The organism is Aquimarina sp. MMG015 (assembly GCF_018100855.1).
GTDB classification, from domain to species: domain Bacteria; phylum Bacteroidota; class Bacteroidia; order Flavobacteriales; family Flavobacteriaceae; genus Aquimarina; species Aquimarina latercula.
Map to the genome: position 1 here is coordinate 602440 of NZ_JAGJEB010000002.1, position 23717 is coordinate 626156.

Here is a 23717-nt window from a genome sequence, read left to right on the forward strand (position 1 = left end):
AACACATTGATTATAGGTTATTTATATTCTGTTTTCGATATTAAAGCTGCATTTAATATACTAACAGGATGCAATGCAATACGTTTTGTTCCATCTTTAATCTGATGTCTACAACTAGTTCCAACAGCAGCAATAATAGTTGTTTCTGGAGCTTTTCTTACCGCAGGAAATAATGTTTGTTCCCCAATTTGCATACTCACATCATAATGCTCTTTTTCATACCCAAAAGACCCTGCCATACCACAACATCCAGAAGGAATAATGGTCACTTTGTAGTTCTTGGGTAGATTAAGGTATACAAACGTTGTATGAATAGTAGACAATGCTTTCTGATGACAATGCCCATGAAGTTTTATCACTTTTTCTTCCTTTGTAAATTGCTCAGAAGTAATATTACCTAGTTCAACCTCTGATTTTAAAAACTCATCAATTAAAAAAGTGTTTTGCGAAAGTATTTTTGCTACTTCTTTATCATCAGCTAACCTATGATATTCATCTCTAAACGTTAATATCGCCGAAGGCTCTAATCCAATTAATGGAATATCACTAGATATTAATTCTCTAAAAGTATTTAAATTATAATTCGCAAGTTTTTTAGCCTGCTTTAATAATCCTTTAGAAATAAATGTTCGACCACTTTCCTTGTGATTTGTAATTTTTACCTCATAACCTAATCCTGTTAACAACTCCAAGGCATCGATTCCAATATCTGTATCTAAATGATTCGTAAACTCATCAACAAAAAAGTAAATGCTTTTAATTGGATTTTTAGGTTGTTTTAGTTTTAAATGGTATTGACACCATTTTCTTAAAGACTGTTTGCTTAGTAATGGCAATTCTCTCTCTTTAGCAATACCAAGAGTAGATTTTAAAATTCCAGAAGTAAATGTGTTTTCAAAAAAGAAATTTGTTAAACTGGGTGCTATTCTTCCTAGATTATTTAACGTATTATTATTTGCAAATAATTTAGTTCTAAGAGAAGTTCCATTTTCTTTTTGATATTGATATTCGAACTCTGCTTTTAGCGCAGCTACATCGACATTAGAAGGACATTCACTAGAACAACCTTTACAACTAATGCATAAATCAAATACTTCTTTTAATTCTTTCTTGTTAAACTTATTAGGTTCGGTATTATTCGTTAATACTTCTCGTAGTGTATTAGCTCTACCCCTAGTTGTATCCTTTTCATTTTTAGTAGCCCTATAACTAGGACACATCGTTCCTCCTGATTCTACTGATTTTCTGCAATCTCCACTCCCATTACATTTTTCTGCAGCACGTAAAATTCCTAAAGAATCTGTAAAATCTAATAATGTTTCTATTTCAGGTTCTTTTCTATCAATCTCGTACCTTAACTGTTCATTCATAGCATAGGCATCTACTATTTTTCCTGGATTAAAAATACCATTAGGATCAAATACAGTTTTTATCTGTTTTAGTACATGATAATTCGCTTCTCCTATCATAAAAGGAATATACTCTGCTCGAACAATTCCGTCACCATGTTCTCCACTCATGGATCCATTGTACTTTTTTACCAAACTAGCTACATCATCAGTGATTTCTTTAAAGAGCACAACATCTGTTTTCTTTTTAAGATCTAAAATTGGTCTTAAATGCAGTTCCCCAGCACCCGCATGTGCATAATAAACTGCATCTTGATCATGTTTTTTCATTAGATCAGAAAACTCTTTGATATAGTTTGCTAAATCAGACAAAGCTACGGCCGTATCCTCTATACAGGCTACTGCTTTTTTATCACCAATAATATTACCTAATAACCCCAACCCTGCTTTTCTGAGTTCTAAGGCTTGATTAATTTGATTTCCCAATAAAATAGGATTCGCATAGGTCAATCCTGAATTCTCTAATGTAGACAACAGTTTCATTTTTTGTTTTTCAAGGCTTTCTAAATCATTAGCTCTTAATTCTAACATTAAAATCGCTTGAGGATCATCTTCTATAAAAAAGCGATTCTTAAGTTGTTCTACATTGTTTTTTGTACAATCTAAGATTGTCTTATCCATCATTTCACAAGTAAATAATGTATGTTTCATTACTGGTTCTACAGCATTTAAACAGTCTTCGATAGAATGAAAGTGAGAAGCTATCATCAATGACTCCTGAGGAGGGAGTTTATCCAGTTGCAACGTAATTTGTGTTGTAAAAGCTAATGTTCCCTCACTACCAGATAATAAATTACACATATTAAAATCCTTTTTGCAAACTGAGAAAACATTGGACTTAATTAATTCATCAATTGCATATCCAGTATTACGTCTATGTATCTCTGGTTTTGGAAAATTATTATGTATATTTTCTTGTACATCTTTAGAAATCAATTCATTAAAAACAGTATCATATATCTTACCTTCTAATGTATTTTGATTCCTCTTATGCTCAAAACCTTCTTTAGAAACATTGGAAAACGTTACTTCGCTACCATCAGATAAAACTGTTTGTAATTCGATTACTTTATCTCTAGTAACTCCATATTGTATAGAAGTAGTACCACTACTATTATTGCCAACCATACCTCCTATCATACAACGATTAGAGGTAGAAGTATTTGGTCCAAAAAACACCCCATAAGGTTTTAGAAAACGGTTTAAATCATCTCTAATAACTCCGGGCTGAACGGTAACTGTTTTTTTAGCTTCATCAATAGCTATTATTTTAGTAAAGTATTTTGATACATCTACTACAATGCCATCTCCAACACACTGACCTGCTAACGAAGTCCCAGCGGTTCTTGGTATTAAACCACAGCTATTATCGTTTGCAAAATTTATAATTTTCTTTAGGTCCAATACATTTTTAGGAAAAGCTACCGCAGTAGGAATTCTGCGATATACGGATGCATCAGTAGCATATAAGGATTTGGTAAGAAAATCGAATTTCAATTCTCCATCTAACTGTTCACTTAAAGTAATGAGATCAGCCTCTTTTATCATATTTTTTTTCCTTTTACTAATGAATCTAACGTAATCTGTCGTTTAAAATTGGTATCAAAACAAATAAAACTATCAGTACCAGCAACTCCATCTATTTGATGAACTTGTTCGTACAGTATATTACGTAAATGATGATTATCGTATGCAAATATCAGGATAAAAAGTGCATAATTACCAGATACATAATTACATTCTAATATTTCTGGTATTTTAGCTAAATCATCAACCACCGACCTAGCATATCTAGCTTCTTTAAGCCTTATTCCTACATAAGATTTGGTTTTGTATCCTATTTGCTTCTCATCAATAACAAACTCGGCTTTATTAATTACCTGGTTCTCCTTTAACTTTCTAATTCTTTGATGTACTAATGAATTAGAAATCTTTAATTCTTCGGCTATTTGAGAAAAAGGTTTTCTAGCATCTTCGCGGATCTGCAATAATATTTGCTGATCTATATAATCAAAATGATTCATAATGAATGAAATTTTGAGTGATCTAAACTATAAATAAGAAACCTTATTTTAAAGCAAAATCAATTTGACATAAAAAAAAACAATAATTAATTAAATCAATTACCTAAAGTAATAAAATTAGTCAAATGTAGTACTTTTGAAATAAAAATAAACAGATAAAATGAATTCTACACTTTTTTTTGAAGAGCTATGGAAACAATATGCTCATAAAACTCCATCTGCAAATAAGGTTAAATCTCTATTAACAGAAGAGGATGAAACGATTTTCAATGATCATATCGCAATTAGAACTTTTGATGACCCAAGAACTAATATTAGTGTAATCGCTAAACCATTTTTAGCAATGGGTTATAAAGAAATAAATGAATATCATTTTGAAGCTAAAAAACTGTATGCTAAACATTACGAACATGCTGATAATCCTGATGCTCCAAAAATTTTCATAAGTCAATTGCTAAGCAATCATTTTACTGAACAGCTTCAGAAAACTGTAAAAGAATTATTGGATAACGTCGAGCATACAATTTTTGACCAAGATGATCTAATACTAAAAGGTAGGGTTTGGGAGACACCATCCTATGAAACCTATAAAAACTTACAACAAGAATCTGAATATGCTGCTTGGATGTACGTTAATGGTTTTTGCTCCAATCACTTTACAGTAGACGTTAATAAACTGAACAACTTTAAAAATTTAACTAGTCTTAATAATTTTCTAAAGGAAAACGGATTTATACTAAACTCTTCTGGTGGAGAGATCAAAGGAACTCCTTCTCAATTTCTTGAACAATCAAGTATTTTAGCAGATAAAATCGAAATAGAATTTATTGAGGGGATCAAAGAGATTACTTCTTGTTATTATGAATTCGCATTTAGACACAAACAAGAGAATGGTAAACTTTTTACAGGGTTTATAGCAAATTCAGCAGATAAAATTTTCGAAAGTACTGATATGAAATTACAAGAAGTTTAGACAGGTTTTAAAAGAATTCATATGTTGTATTAAATTAGAAATTAACAAAACCTTAAGCAATTCAGTCATATTAAAAAAAAGGATCTAACGTTATATTGGGATAACAATAAAAAAACAATATCACAATGACGAAGCGTATTATTATCATTACCTCTTTATTATTTGCTTCAATTTTTACAGCACAAGCGCAAGAAATTTCGGAACATGCTATAGGTTTAAGACTTAGTGAAAGTAATGGTTTTTGGGCAGAAGCTACTTATCAAGCAAAATTAAGCTCTAAAACTAGAGCAGAATTAAATCTAGGAGTGCAAGGAAGAAATAGTTTTAATGCTGTTAAATTAACTGGAATCTATCAATGGGTGTTTAATATTGATGGAGGACTAAACTGGTATGTTGGGCCTGGTATCGGTGGTGGTCTTGTCGATTATGACAATGATCTTGATAATAGGGATGACTTAGGGACTTTTGGTTTTGTAACGGGAGACGTTGGTATTGAATTCAATTTCGACTTTCCGTTATTAATTTCTTTAGATTTTCGACCAGAAATTTACTTTGATGATTACACAAATGATGATATAATATTTAATCTTGGTCTAAGTGCAAGATATAAGTTTTAGTACATCTAACATATCATAATAAAAATCCCTTGGCACTATTGTCGAGGGATTTTTATTTTTTTTCGATTATATGTTAACCTTTTCATTCGATTACATACAAAAGGTAAATATTAAAAAAACCTTATAATCATGAAAAAATTATTTTTTGTTCTCATCTTAATTGTAACTAGTATTAATCTTCAGGCACAAGATATTCCTAAAAGTGCTATAGGTATTAGATTATCACAAGGAGTTGTTGGTGATGAAGGATTTGGTCCAGAAATTACATACCAACGTCAAATGTTTGGAGAACATAATAGAATTGACGTTAACCTAAGTTGGAAAACAAATTCATTCATTAACACCTATCGCGGAGGTGCATACTTTCATTGGAGTTATAACATTTGGGATAACCTAAATTGGTTTGCCGGTCCTGGAATAGGTGCAGGATATATTGACTTTAAAACTAGCATTTTTGGTTTTGGAATAACCAATGATAGAGATAGTGAATTCTTTCCATATGTTGGAGCTGATTTTGGAGTAGATTATCGTTTTGATTTTCCACTGCAGGTGGCATTTAGTATTCGTCCAACGTACGATATTCATAGTATAGAAAATACTGGAGGATTTAGTGATGTGGATAACTTCGGAGTCAATATCGGAATTGCTGCAAGATATATCTTTTAAACCCCTCGAGAATCAACTGATTTGATTTTTGTTTAGTTGTAAGGCGCTATTATCAAAATAATAGCGCTTTATTTTATTTCTCTAAACCGAGGCGAGTGCGCTCTCATATAATTCTACATACAAAGGAACTATATTAGCAATATCAAATTTCAGTGCTTGATCAAATGCTCCTTCCTTAAACTTATCTAATGTTTCGTCATCTCTTAAAATACTAATTGCATTATTAGACATTTCCTGAACATCCCCTACATTACTTAAATATCCAGAAACACCATCTAAATTAACCTCTGGAATACCTCCTGAATTACTCGATACTACGGGAACTTTGTTTACCATAGCTTCTAAAGCCGCTAAACCGAAACTTTCTCTCTCGGAAGGAAGTAAAAACAAATCAGAGAAACATAATATTTTATCAATTTCATTACTATTACCAAGGAAAATGACATTATCCTTTATCCCTAATTCTTTACACTTCTTTTCAGCCGCTTTTCGCTCAGGACCATCACCTACCATTAATAACTTGGCGGGAAGTTCTTTTTGAATATTATAGAATATATCTACAATATCCATAATTCTTTTTACCGGTCTAAAATTACTAATATGAGTAACTATACGCTCTTCTGGTTTAGCCATCAACTCTCTCTGGCAATCTGTAAAATCAGTTTTACGTACACTAGCTTCAATAAAATTGGGAACTACCTCAATAGTTTTCTTTATATCAAATAGTCTTAATGTATCATCTTTTAAACTTTCTGAAACTGAAGTAACAATATCACTATTATTAATACTAAAGGTAACAGCCGGTTTATAAAAAGGATGATTCCCTACCAATGTAATATCAGTACCATGTAATGTCGTCACCATTGGAATATGTATGCCTTCTTCTGCTAATATTTGTTTGGCCATATATCCCGCATATGCGTGTGGTATAGCATAATGTACATGTAGTAATTCTATATCATATTTCTTTACCGTATTTACCAACTTGCTGGATAAAGCTAATTCATACGGTTGATAATGAAATAGAGGATATTCTGGAACAGTAACCTCATGGAAGTGAATATTAGGACTTAATAACCCAAGTCGTACTGGTTGTTTATACGTTACGAAATGTACCTGATGGTTTAATTTAGCAAGAGCAATTCCCAATTCTGTAGCCACTACTCCACTACCTCCAAAGGTCGGATAACAAACAATAGCAATATTCATAAATACAATTTTCTTTTGGTAGCACAATGTACAAGAAAAATAGTATTGCTACTTGTTAAAGGATTTGTAAAAAAGTTATTTGATTTTAATTAGCTCTATTTCTTCAACCCCAATTTTTTTACATAAAACAATTTACCATCTGTAAAACTAGGATCCAACACTTTTAATTTTCCATTTTTTGAATCATAAGCTCAAACAGTATATGTATTGTAATTTCCTTTGACATTTTTCATCGATTTAACATATTCCATTTTTAGTGTTCCTGTATACACATCTCTAAAAATACGAATCTTTGTAGATAGATTATTATTTTCCAATTCAGCGTTAATAAGATACGTTTTGAATTTGTTATAAGAATCCTTTTCTATGATCCATTTTCCAAACAATTCTTCTGTATTAGGAATCTGATTTTGAGCGGAGATTGATACAACGGAAATTAACAGAAATAGCAAGGTAATTTTGATTGGCATATCTTTATTTTATTTACTCAATCGAATCAAATTGTATGCCTAACTAAAGAAATAAAAAAAGCAGATCATAAGCCGGATTCTGTAATCCATCAAAGATGGAATCCTTATCATTTATCTAGCCTTGATATTACTATCAAGATCAAACCGCCTACCCTCCAACATTGGGCGCGCAACCCTTAAGCGTTGGTATACATGGCGTTGCACCGTATAGAGTTTACCTGGTTTCACTACAGCCTTACCTGTACATACTTTCTGCTGCACTTGTCCTCATCTCACGACGGACGGGTGTTACCCGCTATACTGCACTATGGTGTCCGGACTTTCCTCTCTTTTGATAAATCAAAACAGCGATAAGGTGATCTGCTTACGTGCAAAAATAAAATAAATAGAAAGCTTGAATAAGTAATTCGTGTTTTTTTTAAACTGTTAATAACTCGGTTGTAAAAACCAAATACAGTAATTCTTTATTTCCAATCAATTTTTAACTTTGTATCGATGGAACACTTCATAGTATCTGCACGTAAATATAGACCTCAGACGTTTAAGGACGTTGTGGGACAACAGGCTATTACTAATACGCTGCTTAATGCTATCGAGAACAATCACCTTGCGCAAGCCTTATTATTTACAGGCCCAAGAGGTGTTGGTAAAACATCATGTGCTAGAATTCTAGCAAAAACAATTAATCAACAAGGACATGAAAATCCAGATGAAGATTTTGCATTTAACATTTTTGAGTTAGATGCTGCTTCTAATAACTCTGTTGATGATATCCGAAACTTAATCGATCAAGTTCGTATACCTCCACAAGTTGGAACTTATAAAGTTTACATAATTGATGAGGTACACATGTTATCACAAGCAGCTTTTAATGCTTTTCTTAAAACATTAGAAGAACCGCCAAAACATGCGATTTTTATACTTGCTACTACAGAGAAACATAAAATCATTCCAACGATATTATCTCGTTGTCAGATTTTTGATTTTAAACGAATAACAGTTACCGATGCAAAGAATCATTTGATGCAGGTAGCTGAGCAAGAAGGAATAACTGCTGATGAGGATGCTTTACAAATCATTGCTCAAAAAGCGGATGGTGCTATGCGAGATGCTTTGTCTATTTTTGATAGAGTTGTTAGTTTTAGTGGTAAAAATCTAACTCGACAGGCTGTTACCGAAAACCTCAATGTATTAGATTACGAAACGTATTTTAAGACTACAGATCTAATTCTACAAAATAATATCCCCCAGTTGCTTTTAGAATTCAATGAAATTCTAGCTCAAGGATTTGATGGTCATCATTTTATAGCTGGTTTGGCTTCTCATTTTAGAGATTTATTAGTTTGCAAAAATCAAGCTACCATTAATCTATTGGAAGTTGGAGAACAAACAAAAGCCAAATATTTAGAACAATCACAAAAAGCACCACATCCATTTTTAGTTAGGGGAATTGAACTTGCAAATGATTGTGATTTAAAATATAAAACAAGTCGTAACCAGCGATTATTGGTCGAATTATGCTTAATGCAACTTGCCTCTGTACTTACAAAAGACGGAGAAAAAAAAAAGGCCAGCCTTACATAATCCCTCCTAACTATTTCAAGGAAAAAGGAATACAACCAGTAAAGATTTCTCCAGAAGTTAAGGAAAGAGCTGAAGAAAAAGCTGATCATAGTGAATCTGAGATTTCTATTTCTAAAGAAAATCCTGATGTATCTGTTTCATCCACTCCTGTTGATGAAAAAAAACAAGAATCTCCTTCTCAAATTACTAATACAGAACAAACAGCTACTATAGCTCCGACCACTTCGGAAAATAAACCTTCAATTAGAAATAGAACTGGTAGAACCTCTGGTTTATCACTAAGTAGTATTCGTAAGAAAAAAGAACACGCAGAGAAAAAAGTAGATACGATTGTTGATCCTAAAAATTTACCTAGTGATGATTTCACTGAATCCGAAATGCAAGCTGGTTGGGAAGAATATGGGAAAATGCAAGACAAAAAAGGAGAACGTATTATTGGTTCTATGTTCGCGATGAATATACCTACATTAAATGATGGTAAAATTTATTTAGAACTACCTAATAATTCTATGAAAGCTGATATGGAGAGTGCACTACCAGGATTATTTCAGTTTCTTTACAAAAAACTTAACAATTATAGTATTGCACTTGATATTAAGGTAAACGAAGAGGCATCAAAAAAATATGCTTTTACTCCGCAAGATAAATACGAAAAACTTCGAGAAAAAAATCCTCTTATTGATAAATTAAGGTCTGATTTTGACTTAGATATCTAATAGTGTTTTATTGAAAAATTATATAACTTAAGATTTCTGATAAACATGATTAAGATCTAGAGTCAACATTTCTTAGTTTAAAAAAACCTTTCCATCTGACTAATTAGCATTAGAAAAATCAAAATAGTAATTTTGCTTATTATAATTGAAACAAGATGATGCTAGGTTTAAAACTCCCAACTGATCCGCGATGGGTAAATATTGTAGAAAAAAACATTGAAGAAATCCTTACGGATCATGCCTATTGTGAGCAAAAGGCAACATCAACTGCCATATCATTAATTGTTAGTTTCCCCGAATATACAGAATTGGTACAGGAGATGACTAAACTAGTTAAAGAGGAAATCAGTCATTTTAAAATGGTACATGATAAAATCATTGCCCGTGGATGGACATTAGGTCGAGATAGAAAAGATGATTATGTCATTCAATTAGTTACTTTTTTTCCAAAAGGTGGTAGTAGAACTACGCAATTAGTACATCGACTATTATATGCAGCCTTAATTGAGGCCAGAAGTTGTGAACGTTTTAAACTTTTATCAGAAGAATTAGAAGATCAAGAATTAGCTAAGTTTTACAGAGATTTAATGGTTAGTGAAGCTAATCATTATACTATGTTTCTAAACTTTGCCCGTCAGTATGGAGATCGCAAAGAAGTTGATCAAAAATGGCAGGATTTATTGGATTTCGAAGCAGATATCATGAAATCTCTAAGTAAAAAAGAATCAATTCACGGTTAAGTATAAAGCGAGTATAACTTGTTTTTTACACTCGCTTTACGCAAATTACTGTATGATTTATAATGGTATAAATGCAGAAACTTTATAAAACTCATCAGAGGTTCCTGCATCCGTATTTAAGGTTGCTCCTGCCGATATTCTAAAAGCAATTCCTTTATCAAATTTTAGTTTAATTGACCCTCCTAACCACTGATATACTAATAAAGGATCTCCTTCTTCTTGTCTCGTTACTCCAAAGGATTCATAAAAAGCTCCTAAAACTACACGCTTACTAACACTTATTCCCGGAGCCATCCAATTTAAAAGATAATCTTTGGTCAAGATACCATCATCTTCTCGTATCGATTTATAGTAAGATATATATCCTTCAAAATCAATCAAACCCTTTTGATAGTTTACATAAACACTCGGAACAATTCCTTCTCCTATTTTAGTTCCTGTGCTATTAGATGAAAACTTACCACTAGTGAAACCAAAAGATGGATTAATATATAAAGATTTATCTAATAACTTAAATCCTAATCCAACAGACGTTTCTAACAATAGATCACTTCCGGATGGCAAGTTTCCAAAAGATGGATTTGTCCAAAAAATAGTATAAAAGGTAATATCAAAATTTCTATTCGTTTCAAAGTTACCAAAGAAAATAGGATAAAAACCTGCAACACTATTATGAATGATTTTGGTTGCAAATGTAGTTTTATTCTGTTCTTTTTTTTCCTGAGCACTAGAGGCATACATCATTAATAAGCATGCTATAATCGTTAATATATTCTTTTTCATAATTAAAATTCTGTTTGTAAAAATTGATTTATTAATGTTGAGGTTTCTATATGTGTTTCTTCGAGGTGCAGATGATGACCACCTGTAACCCAATGAACACTAGCTTTTTTAAACCTCTTAAGCCTTTCGCTAAACATTCCATTTGAGAAAAGGCCCTCTTTTCCTAAAATAACAAGTACCTCACAAGATATTTTTTCAATAAAAAGTTGCGCTTGTCTTTCTGTCATCTTATAACATTCTGGTAAGGTAATACGTGGATCATACCGCCATCGATATCCATTAGATGTTTGAGACAAAGATCTCCCTATCAAGCAAGCGGATGCATCATACGACATACTACTGATGTTACTCTTCATTCTCTCCTTAATAGCTTCTTCCCTAGTATTAAATTGAGAAGAATTTGTTGAAGAAAAACCAAACAACTTGGTCTTCTTAGCCATTTTCAGTTGTTTTGTGGATTTTCTAAAATTAGATACAACATCCCCCTCATTAATTACAAAAGGAGCACCTAAACCATCTATAAAAACTAATCTATCCATAAATTCGGGCATTGCAGCCGCAATAATAGCTGCCACTCCCGTGCCCATGGAATGTGCAAGAATCGAAAAGTTCTTCCATTTTAATATGCTTACTACATTCAATATATCAATCGCATAGTCCCACAAATAATAGGAATCATTAACCGATCGATGATCAGAAAAACCGTGACCAGCTAAATCAAGAGCGACTAAATAAATATCCTCAGAAAGTAATGGTGCTATCTTGTCGAATGTATTTGCATTATCCAACCAACCATGAATAGCAAGCAGCGGTTGACCTGTCTTATCTCCCCAGGTTTTAGCACTAATCTTAAAACCTTCTATATCCAATACTAATTCCATAATTAAATAGATATCGTATTATTAGCTTCTTCTATAATTTTTAATGCTCTTTGTTTTAATACAATTACATTAAATTTTCCATTCGGAGTTTTTGGAATTGATTCGATAATCTGAATATACTCTGGTACTTTATAATTTTCTAAATTAGATGAGCAATGCGATAAAATCTCTTTTTCTGTAATTGATTCATTTGAGTTAATTACAATGAACGCAAATAACGCTTCTCCGTAATCAGCGTGAGGAACACCTGTTACTACAACAGCGTTGACTTCTTTAATATTTCCTATATAATCTTCGACTTCTTTGGGACTAACTTTTATACCTCTAGAATTAATCATATGATCCATTCTACCTATAAAATAGAGATATCCATCATCGTCAATAGTACAGTAATCACCGGTATACAATACTTTTTCACTTGGATATCTACCTGGTTTAAGTTTTTCTAATGTTTTAATTGGTTTATTCCAATATCCCTGCATTACAGTTGCACCGCGTATTACTAATTGACCTATTGTATTTGGAGTAGATATTTTGTTATCATCAGAATCCACTAACCATAGTTCAGTATTTGGAATAGCTATCCCTACACTATCCGGTTTATTGTCAATATCTTCTGGAGGCAAGTACGTGCATCTCTTACATTCTGTTAGGCCATACATTGAAAATATTTGAGCCTTTGGAAATATATTTTTGATCATCTGAATATTACTACTCGTTAGGGCAGCTCCAGTATTTGTTACGGAACGTACACTTCTTAAATCAAAACGATGTTTCTTATTTTGCTCAAATAATAGCATGATCATCGTTGGTACTGCAGGTATTATTGTTGCTTTCTCCTTTTCTATTCTTTTTAATAGAAATATGGGCCAAGTGGATTCTTTTTCTAATACTAATGTTGCTCCAACAGAAATACTCATAATCATTTGATATAAACCATAATCAAATGATAAGGGTAAAGCGCATAAAATTTTATCTTCCTTACTATACCTCAAATAACTATTTAATGAATTCGTAGCGGCAATCATATTTTGATGAGTTAACATCACTCCTTTTGGTTCACCGGTAGAACCAGAGGTATATATAATAGCAGCTAAATCAACACTAATTGTTCTCGAAGAAACAAGTTCTTTTTCCGTTTTATTAGATACACGTCCAAAATCAACAAATAAGGTTTCTTCTAGATCTAATGATTTATTAGGAATAATAACCTTTTTAAGCTTTGAGTTATCTAATAGTTCTATATTCTGAACTGCTATATCTTCTTTGGTGATTAAAACTATAGCACCAGAATCATTAAGTATATATTCAATTTTATTAGATTTTAGCTCAGTTCCTACAGGAATTACAACAGCTCCAATTTTTAGAACTGCCCAGAAAGAGATGACAGTCTCTATAGCATTTCCTAATTGAAGTACAACACGATCTCCTCTTTTAACACCGATATTTTGAAAATACGAAGCAAGTGAATCGGATTGTCTATTTATGTCAGAAAATGAAAATCTTTCTTCTCCGAATACTACAGCTATTTCGTTAGGATATAGGTGTGCAGATTCTTCCAAGAAATTTTGAATTTTTGGTATCATTATAAAATATTTATAAGTTGAATTAACAAGTAGCTTATTGATACTTCTAAAATGATTAGAGTATCAATAAGTACTTGCGGTAAAGAAATCTAGAATTCCTCTACAATAATTAAAATGGAAGTTTTATACGTTATAAAACAGAAACATCTATGTTCATTTCGGTAAGTACATACTCGAAAATTGTTTGTAACGTATTGAAGTGTTTGGCTTCTATATTATCAGGGTTTACCTCGAAACCATTAATATTATCTTCTAAATATGTTAGAAAAAACATAGATGAAAGCGAATCAATTCCTAAATCATTTTTAAGATGAGATTCTATTAAGATCTCTTCTTTGGTAATATTCGGAATACTATCTAGTAAACCGTCTTTTATTATATCTAAAATTTTATCAGTATCCATTATTATATCAATTAACTTAAGATTGGTTCTTCTTGTTTAAAATTTACTAGTATTTGCTTATTTACAATATCTTCTGTTGTATCACTACCTCTAATAAGGTAGGTTTCTCCTCGATATAATAATACCTCAGAAGGGAACCCATGACTATGAAAAAGTCCAGGAGAAGATGTTGGACCATAAGCTCCTGACAACTCAACTAACAAAATATCAGATACATTTACTTTAGTAAGCATAATATTGCGTCCAATAATATCATCTGGACTGCATAACGGTCCTGAAACCTGATACTTATCTACAAAACTATCATCAGGATTAGATATATTTTTCATTGGAAAATTTCTTTTTACCACTCTTCCTGAGCCCGCTGCTGCAGAATGGCAATTAGTACCTCCATCCGTTACAACAAAAGTTTTTCCATGATTAAATTTCATATTATTTACTTTAACAGCCATAGAGCCTGCGGTACCAATTATAAATCTTCCAGATTCCATAATGATTCTAGTGTTAGGGAACCTTTTGTGAAAGCTATTGAATAATGGAACCATTAAGTTTCGAAATTCCTTAAGGTCTAGTTCTTCTTGATTATTAAAATATGGAATTCCCATTCCTCCCCCTACATCAACCATAGTGAATTCGCAATTGTATTTTTCAACAATCTTTTCGTATAATTCTAAAATATACTTAGTGTTTTCATATACTGATTTAGCTTCTAAAATATTTGTACCATTATATACATGAATACCTCTAATATTTACATTCGGTGTATGCAAATAAGTTTTAAAATCACGAATCGCTTGTTGTTCTTCAATCCCAAAATGAGTAGGCCTACCTCCCATTTTCCAAGGAGATCCTTCTGCAGAAAAGTCTGGATTAATGCGAATCGCAACATTAGCTGTAACTCCCAATTCTCCAGCAAAAGAAGAGACTCTTTCCAATTCTACTTCAGATTCTATTACTATAGCAAATATGTTTAATGCGATGGCTTTTTTAAGCTCTTCATCTTTTTTACAAGGACCTAAATAAATGATATCATGAACAGATGTTCCAGCTTTAAGAGCGATTTCCATTTCTGTGATAGAACATACCTCTGTACAGGCTCCTTGTTCTCGTAGCAATTTTACCAAAGAAACATTTGGATTTACTTTAAGAGCATAAAATACATCCACACAAGAAGGTAATGCATTAACTAAATTTTGATAATTGGTAATCAATTGTTCTCCGTCATAAAAATATGCTGGTGTTCCATATTTGTCTACAGCAGATATTATTTCTTTATTATTGTTTTTCATTTTTTTAGTAATTATCAGTAGTAAACGTGATACACATGTTTAACTACAGTAAGATATATTACTCCATTGAGCACTATATTCTTATTAAGTATTAAGTTTTAAGAGTGTTTTAAGGAAGGTTTGGAATTCTATTGATCTGAATTAAACATATCATACTCTATAAGCCAATGGCCATTTTCTTTTTTCCATAGAATCACATATGACCCTTCGAAAACGTGCTCTTTTTTTGAATCTAAATAACCGAGCATATGACATCTTTGAAAGGCCACATCCATTTTTCCAAAAAACTGTAATTCATCCTGAAAAAATTCAACTCTATCTACCGATTTTACACTTAGAGAAAATTCTTTTTCAATTTGGATTCTTCCTATTCTAGGTTTGACTCCTGGTTTCATAAAAACCGCACCTTTGCTCGTGTATTCTTCTGAAATTCCTTTTGGATCTTTATTCCTCCATTTAGATTCGAAACGACGATCCGCTTTATCAATAAGTTTTGCTTCTTTTAAAAGGTCTTTTTCCGTAACATTTTCAATTCCGAAATAACTAACTACAGAATCTTTGTATTTAATTTCAGCTTGAGTTGGTTTTGTAGCTGCCAAAAATGATGATGATAAGATTAAGACAAAAATTCCGATAAAAAACGTCCAAGTTGGTTTTAGACTAACTGCTTTCATAACTGGTTTGAGTTTAAGAGTTAAAAATTAATATTTATAAGATTCGAAATTATAGCAGCTACAATTTTTTAGTTATAAATATTCTAACACAAACTTTACTTTATTATAGTTATGAGCGATAATAAATGACATGAATACCATAAAAAAAATATGTAATAATGATAATCAAATGTGATTTTAAACGTTAAATCGATATTATTTTAACATTTCATAAAGATTTACCGTAAAAAATCAAAAAAGAGAATGTATATTAATTTATTAGATGGCCTTATAAAAGCCGATCAATATAAGCGGAACTGCTATGATCAAAAAGAAATTATAACTAATCAAGAATATATATGTAACAAATTCTACATCATTAAAAATGGAGTTGTAAAAGTTAGTAGTCTAACAGAAAAAGGAGATGAAATAATACTATTCGTACTAAGCAAAGGGCAAGTTTTTGGGTCGAACCCGATTATAGATAATTCGTACACAAATTACTTTTGTGAATCGCTTAACGAAGAAACTATATTATATGAATTTGACATTCAGCAGGTGAGGAATCATATAAAAGAAAATCATTTCAAATATAAAGATATACTGATTGCACTAGGGAATCAATATTTCCAATTAGAAAGAAGAATACGAACTTTAACAAATAATAGTGCTGAACAACGTTTAATCAATGTTCTTCTAGAATTCATGGAAAAGTTTGAATCAATATCAGATAACAATCAAAATATCATCATTGATATACCCCTCAATCAAGAAGAAATTTCTAATTACATTAGGGTAACAAGAGTTACTATAAATAAAATAATTAATAAACTTAAAAAAGATCTACTAATTGAATCCAATCAGCAAAAAATTATTTTGAAAAAAGGTTTTTTTGACTACCAGAAAGGATTTTAAAGTAAAGTAATTACAATCTATAACCAACAGATAATTGAATATTTCGGTTTGTTCCATCTATGTTTATACCCGCTCCATCATCAAAAACATTAGATAATCCAAAAGCATAACGAAGATCTACAAAAAAGTTATCTGTGATATTCACTCCAACTCCAATTACTCCGGCAAAATCAAACGTACCAAAATCAGTATCACTAGATTGATTATCTTCCCATTCCCATATCTTAAGTCCGGCTTGTGGTCCTAATTGAACATTAAAAAGATCAGTAATATTGTATTTTAACATTACAGGTAATTGAAGATAATTAACTCGTAAGTCTCTATCTTTATTTCCTTGTCCAGAATATTGAAATTCTGGTTGTAATCTTAATTTATCTGTTAATCTATAGTCCGCTAAAAAACCAACTACAACACCTATTCTACTCTCATCTAAATCCCCGGTGATATCATCAGAACTAATAGAACTTAAATTTGCTCCTATTCTAATTCCGTATCTTGATTCCTGAGCGTTGATAGTAACAGTACCTATAAATAAGGCAAAAAGTAAAAGTAAAATTTTATTCATAACATAAGTATTTATAATCAATTTGGTTCCTAAAGCAATTTAACACAAAAAAAGTAATTTTAAAGACTATGTAGATAGTTTAAGCCAAATATTCCAATGATAAATCGACAAAAAGTCGATAAGTTGATTTTTTATGTCTTTAATCGATTTTCTAGTTTTTCACTGTACAAAGATTTTATAATCCCATCTGACAAACCAATTTTAGGAACAAAAATATCTTTAGCTCCACTCCATTTCATAGCTGATAAATATACCTTAGTAGCTGGTAGTATAACATCTGCTCTATCTTGATTTAAGTTTAACTCCCATATTCGTTCTTCATAGGTTAAAGAGTTTAAAAGATCGTAATAAGAACTTAAATATAAAAATGATAACGGTTTCCCATTACTCTTTCCACTATTCTTAAAGATATTATTAATATTTCCACCAGAACCAATTAATGATAACCTGGAATATCCATTAGTAGTATCCGTTATCCATTTTTCTACTTCTTTCCAAGTATTTTCTGAAACGACATTATTAAGCAATCTTACTGTACCTAATTTAAAAGATCTAGAAGCTATTGTATTTCCATTATGATAAAGTGTAAACTCAGTACTACCACCTCCTACATCTACATATAAATAAGTTGCATCGGTATTAATTAAATCATGAAGATCGGTCATTGCAATAATAGCAGCTTCATTAGTCCCATCAATAATATCAATCTGAATTCCTGTTTTCTTTTTAATTAGATCTACTACCTCCTTGCCGTTTTCAGCCTCACGCATAGCAGATGTAGCACAAGCTTTATATCTAACTACCTTATGAGTATTCATTAAAAGTTGATATGCTTGCATGGTATCAATCATCCTTTTAATATTCTCATCAGAAATTTTATTCGTCAAAAACACATCAGCTCCCAATCTAATAGGAACTCGCACTAGACTAGTTTTCTTAAACCTTGTGGTCTTCCCTTCTTCTTCATGTACACTACTAATTAGTAATCTAACAGCGTTAGAACCTATATCAATAGCCCCATATTTTTCTATAGTCAACAAAATATTTAATTTCCTAGTTTTCTTAAATAATAATCATAAGTAGCAATTTGAGATCTTACCTTCGCATTGTCGTTTCGAATATACCCATTATCCTGATTTTCTGAAAGTTTTCGGCCTTTGACATTATCACTCCAACATATTTCGAATGTATCTATCAATTCATCTTTAATATCATCATCATAAATAGGGCAGGTAATTTCCACACGTCTATCTAAGTTTCTTCTCATCCAATCGGCAGAGGATATAAAAACCTTAGGGTCTCCTCCGTTTTCGAATATTAAAAGCCTTGGGTGTTCTAAAAACTTATCTACCACACTGATCGCTCTAATATTTTCACTCATCCCTGGAATTCCTGGAATCAAGCAGCATATACCTCGAATTATTAAATCAATCTTTACACCTGCTCTACTTGCTTCATAAAGTTTATCGATCATACTATAATCGCTTAAACTATTTAATTTTAGTTTAATTCCAGCAGGTTTTCCTTTTTTACTATTCTCTATTTCAGAATCAATTAATTTAGTCAATGAGCTTCTGGTATAATGAGGTGATACAAATAAATGCTTATATCTACTTACTTTATAATTAATTTCAAAAAATTTAAACACCTTATTTGTCTCCTTCAAAATAGCTTCATTGGTAGTAAACAAGGTATAATCAGTATATATTTTGGCCGTAGATTCATTAAAATTTCCTGTACTAATAAATCCATATCTTTTTAATTTACCTTTTTCTTCTCGCTCAATAACACAAGCTTTACAATGAACTTTTAAACCTGGAACACCAAAAATTAAGTTTACTCCTTCTCTCTGCATTTGTTCCGCATAACTAATATTTGCTTGTTCATCAAATCTAGCTTGAAGCTCTATCTGCACAGTAACCTTTTTTCCATTCTTTGCTGCATTTATCAAAGAACTAGCAATATGAGAAATACTAGCCAATCGATATATCGTAATCTTAATTGTCTTTACTTTTGGATCAATTGCTGATTCTCTTAAGAATTTAACGGTATAAGAAAATGTATGATACGGAGTATATTGCAGGTAATCCTTTTTAGCTATTTTATCCAGAAGACTTCCTTGTAAACTTAATCCAGGAATTGTTAACGGAATCAATGACTGATATACTAATTCCTTTTTACCTAAATCTGGAAAATTCATATAATCTCTTCGATTATGGTATCTACCACCAGGAATAATACTATCGGCATTATCAACACCCATTTTTTCCATTAAGAAATTAAGTGTATCCTTATCTATAGTCTTATCGTATACAAATCGCACAGGTTCTCCATCTCTTCTCGATTTTACACTACTAGAAATTTTTTCTATAAAACTTTTACTAAAATCATTGTCAAAATCAAGCTGTGCATCCCTAGTAATCTTGATCATATGTGCAGAAGCACTTACATAATCAAAAATACTAAAGTTGATCTGCATACAATACCTTATTAGATCATCTAAAATTATTATGTATTTTTTACCATCTTTTTCTGGTAATACAACAAAACGATCGGTATTCTTAGGAATTTCAATTAGTGCATAGATTTTTTCCTTTGTTTTCTGGTGTAAAATCTTAGATATCGTACCCTCTTTAGGTACTTTATCTTTTAACACTAATTTTACCGCCAGATAAGCTACACTGTCTTTAAGGTGTGGAAACTTATCTAGATCATTCAAAATATAGGTTACCAAGGCGGGACTTACCTTATCTACAAAATACCTACGAATAAAACTATCTTGTTCTGGAGTTACTTGATTTTCATTAATAATAAAAATATTATGTTCTTTTAGTCTTTCTCCAATAGTATTAATCGTTTTTAAACTTTCCGCTTGTTGTTTAATAACTATTTTGGTAATTTGTTCTAATAACTCGCTTGCAGTTTTACCTTTAAGGACATTTTTACCATCCCTACCTGCAAGATCAATTCTTTTTATTGCCGCATAACGTACTTTAAAAAATTCATCTAAATTATTAGAAAATATACCTATAAATCTTAGCCTTTCTAATAACGGAACACTATCATCAGACGCCTCTTGTAACACTCTAGCATTAAATTGTAACCAACTTAATTCTCGATTTATATATTTATTTACCTGATTTTCTACCATTTATCGCAAATCTTTAGGAAAAAGAGTCAGTATGTTTTTTCCTACACCTATATCTTTCCAACTATCAATATCAAACTGAATACCTATAACACCTGCTGTTGGTAGATTATCTATCATTTCACTACCGTAAAGATTTGCTATAGAAGTAAATGCGTGGTTATGACCAAAAATCATAAGAGCATGTACCTTATCATCACAATTTTTAATAACTTCTATCACCTGATGTCCATTAAAATCATAAAGCTTTGGCTCTAAACTAAATATAGCATCATGAACCTCTAGATTATTTAATATAATCCTAGCGGTACTTTTGGCTCTCTCCGCATCACTACTTATAACCTTATCAATAGAGTTTATAAGGTTTTTTAACTCTTTTCCGATCAAATCAGCATCCTTCAAGCCTCGGTTATTTAAGGGTCGTTTATGATCATCTAAATCAAACTCCCAAGAGGATTTAGCATGCCTAATAATATATAAAGTTTTCATACTTCAGAAAAAGTTTAAGTAAAATAAAATTATATACGCAAGTTTAAGAATAAGCATTTACAATTCTATAAATAAAATGATAAAAAAGAATATTCTAAAAAAAAACTATCCATAAGTATAATTTTCATGAATATGAATCTAAAACCATAAGGAAACGGGAATTATTTACAAACTAAAACATAAATATGTGAAAATGAGACGGGTAATACCCTACACTTAATCGATAAAAGCGTATTTTATATCGAAAAGAACAGATTTTACTTACATAATCAAATGTTAAAATTTAAATTTACCTACGGTTTCCCCTTAAAATGAAGACGTTTACCCTGATTAATTAAACGCAATTTAGTGACAAGATTTAAGTTATATAGAATAGGGAATAAAAAAGGAAAAGTGGAAAAAATAAGTAATCAAATAATAAATTATAGAAAAACGTATGTTAGCATAATGCTGATTCTACTATGTTTTTCATTTAATTTACAAGCTCAGGTAGAAGTTCCTCTTGAAAAAAGAACGGAGTTTACCATCAAAGGTGACTTTAAATTTGTCTCTAATACTATTCTTGGTAAAGTAAGCAATGATGATGGTACAGATCAATTCGATCCTAATAAGAGTTATAACAATGGAGGATTAAATAATCAATTTAGAATGGGATTCATAGATATTGATAATGACCCTTCTACTTTTAATTCTAGTAGCGCTGATCTTGATATCACTTCGGGATGTGCTGCTATTAAACATGTTGGACTTTATTGGACGGCCTCTTATGCGGATGAGAATAGAGAACACGACATTTCTTCTATCAAAATCAAATATCCTGGTAATAATTCTTATTCAACTATTAAGGATGCTCAAATAATACATGACTATTATAATGATTCTAAATCTTTGTTTAAGCAATATTCTTGCTACAAAGACATTACTAAAGAAGTAATGAATTTGGAAAACCCTACGGGTACCTATACGGTTGCAAATATTCCGGTCACCACTTCAGAAGTTAATGATGATGCTACTCTTGGAAATGGTCTAGCAGGCGGATGGACAATGGTTGTTATTTATGAAGATAACTCCAAGCCTAGAAAACGTTTTTATATATATGATGGTTTTGTTAATATCGATTCCAAAGCAAAACCGGTAGAATTCTCTTTTGATAATTTCCAAACAATTCCTGAAGGCGCTGTTCACGGAAAAATTGGTGTTATTTCTTATGAAGGAGATAAAGGAATACGAGGTGATCGTTTTCAGGTAATGTCTAATGAGACTAATAAGTACAAAGGTATTACAGATAACACCAACCCAATGAACAATTTCTTTAATGCGAACATTACTGAAAACGGGAAAAATATTACTTCTAGGGTTCCGGCAAGTCAAAACACACTTGGGTATGATGCTGATTTATTTGATATAAAAAATCCAAGAAATAGTATTATTGGTAACAACCAAACGAAGTCTAGTTTTAGATTATTAACAGATAATGATGGTTATTCTGTGATGGCTGTAGCATTTAGTGTAGAGATATATGAACCGGCTATTCAGATCATAAAAAGATCTCGTTACACAGATAATAGTTTTGTTTTTCCAAATGATATTGTAGCACCGGATCAAGATATTGTTTATAGTTTAACTATAAATAATGATGGTAATGACGATGCTAAAAACACAGTTATAAAAGATATTTTGCCAGAAAACGTTTTATTTTTCAAAGAATCAGTTGTACTTCCTTCTAAGAAAATAAAAGTATCTTATGATGAATCAACAAGAACTGTAAGCTTCTCTGTACCTAATAAAATGGTAAAAATTGATAGCGAACCTTTTGAAATTCGTTATTCTATTAAAGTAAATACCAGTTGTGATTTACTAAATGAAACTGGCGAAATTACTATTGTAGATCAACCTGTGATTGCTGAGTTTAATGGTTCCCTTAATGAAACTAAAAAATTCAGTAAAGGATACAATCATATAAACAAATGTAATCTTCCTGATTATTATCAGCTTAAACTAGCTGTTGATATGAGTGGTTTAAATTGTCCTAATTTTAATACGGATTTCGCAACTCGCTCTAAAGAGTTAGATAAAAATATAGTAGAGTTAAGCACTTCAGATAAATCTGAAAACACGGGCAATACCGGAATTAACAATGAGGATATTGTTGATATCAGTACAGATCCTGAATCTAATTTAGATTCTTCAATTTCTTTAGATAAAACTATTAATGACCTTATTAAGTTAAATGAAATATATTTTGAGTTTGACAAATGGGATATCACAGAAAGAGCTATTGTAGAATTAGATAAGGTCGTATCGTTAATGAACAACGAATACCCAGAAATGGTTATAAAAATAGAAACTCACTCAGATAGTCGTGGAGATACAGATTACAATCTTACACTATCTCAAAAAAGAGCCGAGTCTATTTATAAGTATCTTATTAGTAAAGATATTTCTGAAAATAGAATTCTATCTTATATTGGTTTTGGAGAAGCTAAACCGGTAAACAAATGTAAAGATGGTAAAGACTGTTCTGAAGAAGAATATCGAAAAAACCGTAGATCAAGTTTTGTGATTATGTAATTTTTAATTTCTAAATAAGAAATTTA

20 protein-coding genes, 1 other RNA gene and 1 pseudogene are annotated in these 23717 nt (G+C 31.2%); 7 read left to right on the forward strand and 15 right to left on the reverse strand.

The window, feature by feature from the left end; translation table 11 throughout:
* Positions 1-17 precede the first annotated feature (17 nt).
* Complete coding sequence (locus J8L88_RS06010) at positions 18-2957, reverse strand: FAD-binding and (Fe-S)-binding domain-containing protein (RefSeq protein ID WP_211060237.1); 2940 nt, start codon at positions 2955-2957, stop codon at positions 18-20.
* A complete protein-coding gene (locus tag J8L88_RS06015; RefSeq protein ID WP_118386393.1) occupies positions 2954-3433 on the reverse strand; it encodes an Lrp/AsnC family transcriptional regulator in 480 nt (159 codons plus the stop codon). The genes J8L88_RS06010 and J8L88_RS06015 overlap by 4 nt, the downstream gene beginning before the upstream one ends.
* 160 nt (positions 3434-3593) lie before the next feature.
* Here J8L88_RS06015 and J8L88_RS06020 point away from each other — a divergent pair, with 160 nt between their 5' ends.
* From J8L88_RS06020 to J8L88_RS06030, 3 genes are all read left to right on the forward strand, one after another.
* On the forward strand, positions 3594-4406 hold the full coding sequence (locus tag J8L88_RS06020; RefSeq protein ID WP_211060238.1) for a DUF1338 domain-containing protein: 813 nt from the start codon (positions 3594-3596) through the stop codon (positions 4404-4406).
* 125 nt (positions 4407-4531) lie between these two features.
* Positions 4532-5023 carry a hypothetical protein gene (locus J8L88_RS06025; RefSeq protein ID WP_027391221.1) on the forward strand — a complete coding sequence of 164 codons (492 nt, stop codon included), beginning with the start codon at positions 4532-4534 and terminating at the stop codon, positions 5021-5023.
* 129 nt (positions 5024-5152) lie between these two features.
* Positions 5153-5689 carry a hypothetical protein gene (locus J8L88_RS06030; protein WP_035084043.1) on the forward strand — a complete coding sequence of 179 codons (537 nt, stop codon included), beginning with the start codon at positions 5153-5155 and terminating at the stop codon, positions 5687-5689.
* An 81-nt stretch (positions 5690-5770) separates the two neighbouring features.
* On the opposite strand, the gene bshA is transcribed toward J8L88_RS06030, so the two are convergent.
* From bshA to rnpB, 3 genes are all read right to left on the reverse strand, one after another.
* The gene (gene bshA, locus J8L88_RS06035; protein WP_027391219.1) at positions 5771-6898 is read right to left on the reverse strand and encodes an N-acetyl-alpha-D-glucosaminyl L-malate synthase BshA; all 1128 of its coding nucleotides are present in this window, start codon (positions 6896-6898) and stop codon (positions 5771-5773) included.
* A 191-nt stretch (positions 6899-7089) separates the two neighbouring features.
* Positions 7090-7368, reverse strand: a complete 279-nt coding sequence (locus tag J8L88_RS06040; protein ID WP_211060239.1) for a hypothetical protein — start codon at positions 7366-7368, stop codon at positions 7090-7092.
* Positions 7369-7421: 53 nt separating this feature from the next.
* Positions 7422-7735, reverse strand: an RNA gene (rnpB, locus tag J8L88_RS06045) — RNase P RNA component class A.
* 128 nt (positions 7736-7863) lie between these two features.
* On the opposite strand from rnpB, the pseudogene J8L88_RS06050 reads away from it, so the two are divergent.
* Together J8L88_RS06050 and J8L88_RS06055 are read left to right on the forward strand one after the other, a co-directional pair.
* Positions 7864-9668 (forward strand): annotated as a pseudogene (locus J8L88_RS06050) (DNA polymerase III subunit gamma/tau).
* 158 nt (positions 9669-9826) lie between these two features.
* The gene (locus J8L88_RS06055) at positions 9827-10408 is read left to right on the forward strand and encodes a tRNA-(ms[2]io[6]A)-hydroxylase (RefSeq protein WP_027391215.1); all 582 of its coding nucleotides are present in this window, start codon (positions 9827-9829) and stop codon (positions 10406-10408) included.
* A gap of 57 nt (positions 10409-10465) precedes the next feature.
* Here J8L88_RS06055 and J8L88_RS06060 read toward each other — a convergent pair whose 3' ends face one another.
* The 6 genes from J8L88_RS06060 to J8L88_RS06085 all read right to left on the reverse strand — a co-directional run bounded on the left by J8L88_RS06060 (position 10466) and on the right by J8L88_RS06085 (position 16024).
* Positions 10466-11191 carry a DUF6733 family protein gene (locus J8L88_RS06060; RefSeq protein WP_027391214.1) on the reverse strand — a complete coding sequence of 242 codons (726 nt, stop codon included), beginning with the start codon at positions 11189-11191 and terminating at the stop codon, positions 10466-10468.
* 2 nt (positions 11192-11193) lie between these two features.
* Positions 11194-12072, reverse strand: coding sequence for an alpha/beta fold hydrolase (locus tag J8L88_RS06065; protein WP_211060240.1), 879 nt, complete (start codon positions 12070-12072; stop codon positions 11194-11196).
* Between the two features lie 2 nt (positions 12073-12074).
* On the reverse strand, positions 12075-13658 hold the full coding sequence (locus J8L88_RS06070) for a class I adenylate-forming enzyme family protein (protein WP_211060241.1): 1584 nt from the start codon (positions 13656-13658) through the stop codon (positions 12075-12077).
* Positions 13659-13788: 130 nt separating this feature from the next.
* Positions 13789-14061 carry a phosphopantetheine-binding protein gene (locus tag J8L88_RS06075; RefSeq protein ID WP_211060242.1) on the reverse strand — a complete coding sequence of 91 codons (273 nt, stop codon included), beginning with the start codon at positions 14059-14061 and terminating at the stop codon, positions 13789-13791.
* 11 nt (positions 14062-14072) lie between these two features.
* Entirely contained in the window at positions 14073-15350 is a 1278-nt protein-coding gene (locus tag J8L88_RS06080) for an alanine racemase (protein WP_211060243.1), read from the reverse strand.
* A gap of 128 nt (positions 15351-15478) precedes the next feature.
* On the reverse strand, positions 15479-16024 hold the full coding sequence (locus J8L88_RS06085) for a DUF4440 domain-containing protein (RefSeq protein WP_211060244.1): 546 nt from the start codon (positions 16022-16024) through the stop codon (positions 15479-15481).
* Positions 16025-16267: 243 nt separating this feature from the next.
* Between J8L88_RS06085 and J8L88_RS06090 the strand changes: the two genes are divergently transcribed.
* A complete protein-coding gene (locus J8L88_RS06090; RefSeq protein ID WP_027391208.1) occupies positions 16268-16918 on the forward strand; it encodes a Crp/Fnr family transcriptional regulator in 651 nt (216 codons plus the stop codon).
* 10 nt (positions 16919-16928) lie between these two features.
* Here the strand turns inward: J8L88_RS06090 and J8L88_RS06095 are convergent, their stop codons facing one another.
* The 4 genes from J8L88_RS06095 to J8L88_RS06110 form a co-directional block, all read right to left on the reverse strand.
* Positions 16929-17483 carry a porin family protein gene (locus J8L88_RS06095; protein ID WP_211060245.1) on the reverse strand — a complete coding sequence of 185 codons (555 nt, stop codon included), beginning with the start codon at positions 17481-17483 and terminating at the stop codon, positions 16929-16931.
* 131 nt (positions 17484-17614) lie between these two features.
* Positions 17615-18523 carry a Ppx/GppA phosphatase family protein gene (locus J8L88_RS06100; protein WP_108804462.1) on the reverse strand — a complete coding sequence of 303 codons (909 nt, stop codon included), beginning with the start codon at positions 18521-18523 and terminating at the stop codon, positions 17615-17617.
* Between the two features lie 5 nt (positions 18524-18528).
* Positions 18529-20634: a polyphosphate kinase 1 gene (ppk1, locus tag J8L88_RS06105; protein ID WP_118386404.1), complete on the reverse strand. Its 2106-nt coding sequence runs from the start codon at positions 20632-20634 to the stop codon at positions 18529-18531.
* A complete protein-coding gene (locus J8L88_RS06110) occupies positions 20635-21120 on the reverse strand; it encodes a histidine phosphatase family protein (protein WP_027391204.1) in 486 nt (161 codons plus the stop codon).
* Positions 21121-21468: 348 nt separating this feature from the next.
* Between J8L88_RS06110 and J8L88_RS23740 the strand changes: the two genes are divergently transcribed.
* Positions 21469-23691, forward strand: coding sequence for an OmpA family protein (locus tag J8L88_RS23740; RefSeq protein ID WP_211060246.1), 2223 nt, complete (start codon positions 21469-21471; stop codon positions 23689-23691).
* Positions 23692-23717: the final 26 nt, after the last annotated feature.

Bases quoted from the DNA above. Each gene is read 5' to 3' on its own strand.
- J8L88_RS06090 (WP_027391208.1), top strand. From the start codon at position 16,268: ATGTATATTAATTTATTAGATGGCCTTATAAAAGCCGATCAATATAAG.
- J8L88_RS06060 (WP_027391214.1), bottom strand. From the start codon at position 11,191: ATGAAAAAGAATATATTAACGATTATAGCATGCTTATTAATGATGTAT.
- J8L88_RS06055 (WP_027391215.1), top strand. From the start codon at position 9,827: ATGCTAGGTTTAAAACTCCCAACTGATCCGCGATGGGTAAATATTGTA.
- ppk1 (WP_118386404.1), bottom strand. From the start codon at position 20,634: ATGGTAGAAAATCAGGTAAATAAATATATAAATCGAGAATTAAGTTGG.
- J8L88_RS06075 (WP_211060242.1), bottom strand. From the start codon at position 14,061: ATGGATACTGATAAAATTTTAGATATAATAAAAGACGGTTTACTAGAT.
- J8L88_RS06070 (WP_211060241.1), bottom strand. From the start codon at position 13,658: ATGATACCAAAAATTCAAAATTTCTTGGAAGAATCTGCACACCTATAT.
- J8L88_RS06030 (WP_035084043.1), top strand. From the start codon at position 5,153: ATGAAAAAATTATTTTTTGTTCTCATCTTAATTGTAACTAGTATTAAT.
- J8L88_RS06040 (WP_211060239.1), bottom strand. From the start codon at position 7,368: ATGCCAATCAAAATTACCTTGCTATTTCTGTTAATTTCCGTTGTATCA.
- J8L88_RS06095 (WP_211060245.1), bottom strand. From the start codon at position 17,483: ATGAATAAAATTTTACTTTTACTTTTTGCCTTATTTATAGGTACTGTT.
- bshA (WP_027391219.1), bottom strand. From the start codon at position 6,898: ATGAATATTGCTATTGTTTGTTATCCGACCTTTGGAGGTAGTGGAGTA.
- J8L88_RS06110 (WP_027391204.1), bottom strand. From the start codon at position 21,120: ATGAAAACTTTATATATTATTAGGCATGCTAAATCCTCTTGGGAGTTT.
- J8L88_RS06065 (WP_211060240.1), bottom strand. From the start codon at position 12,072: ATGGAATTAGTATTGGATATAGAAGGTTTTAAGATTAGTGCTAAAACC.
- J8L88_RS06080 (WP_211060243.1), bottom strand. From the start codon at position 15,350: ATGAAAAACAATAATAAAGAAATAATATCTGCTGTAGACAAATATGGA.
- J8L88_RS06025 (WP_027391221.1), top strand. From the start codon at position 4,532: ATGACGAAGCGTATTATTATCATTACCTCTTTATTATTTGCTTCAATT.
- J8L88_RS06085 (WP_211060244.1), bottom strand. From the start codon at position 16,024: ATGAAAGCAGTTAGTCTAAAACCAACTTGGACGTTTTTTATCGGAATT.
- J8L88_RS06020 (WP_211060238.1), top strand. From the start codon at position 3,594: ATGAATTCTACACTTTTTTTTGAAGAGCTATGGAAACAATATGCTCAT.
- J8L88_RS06015 (WP_118386393.1), bottom strand. From the start codon at position 3,433: ATGAATCATTTTGATTATATAGATCAGCAAATATTATTGCAGATCCGC.
- J8L88_RS06010 (WP_211060237.1), bottom strand. From the start codon at position 2,957: ATGATAAAAGAGGCTGATCTCATTACTTTAAGTGAACAGTTAGATGGA.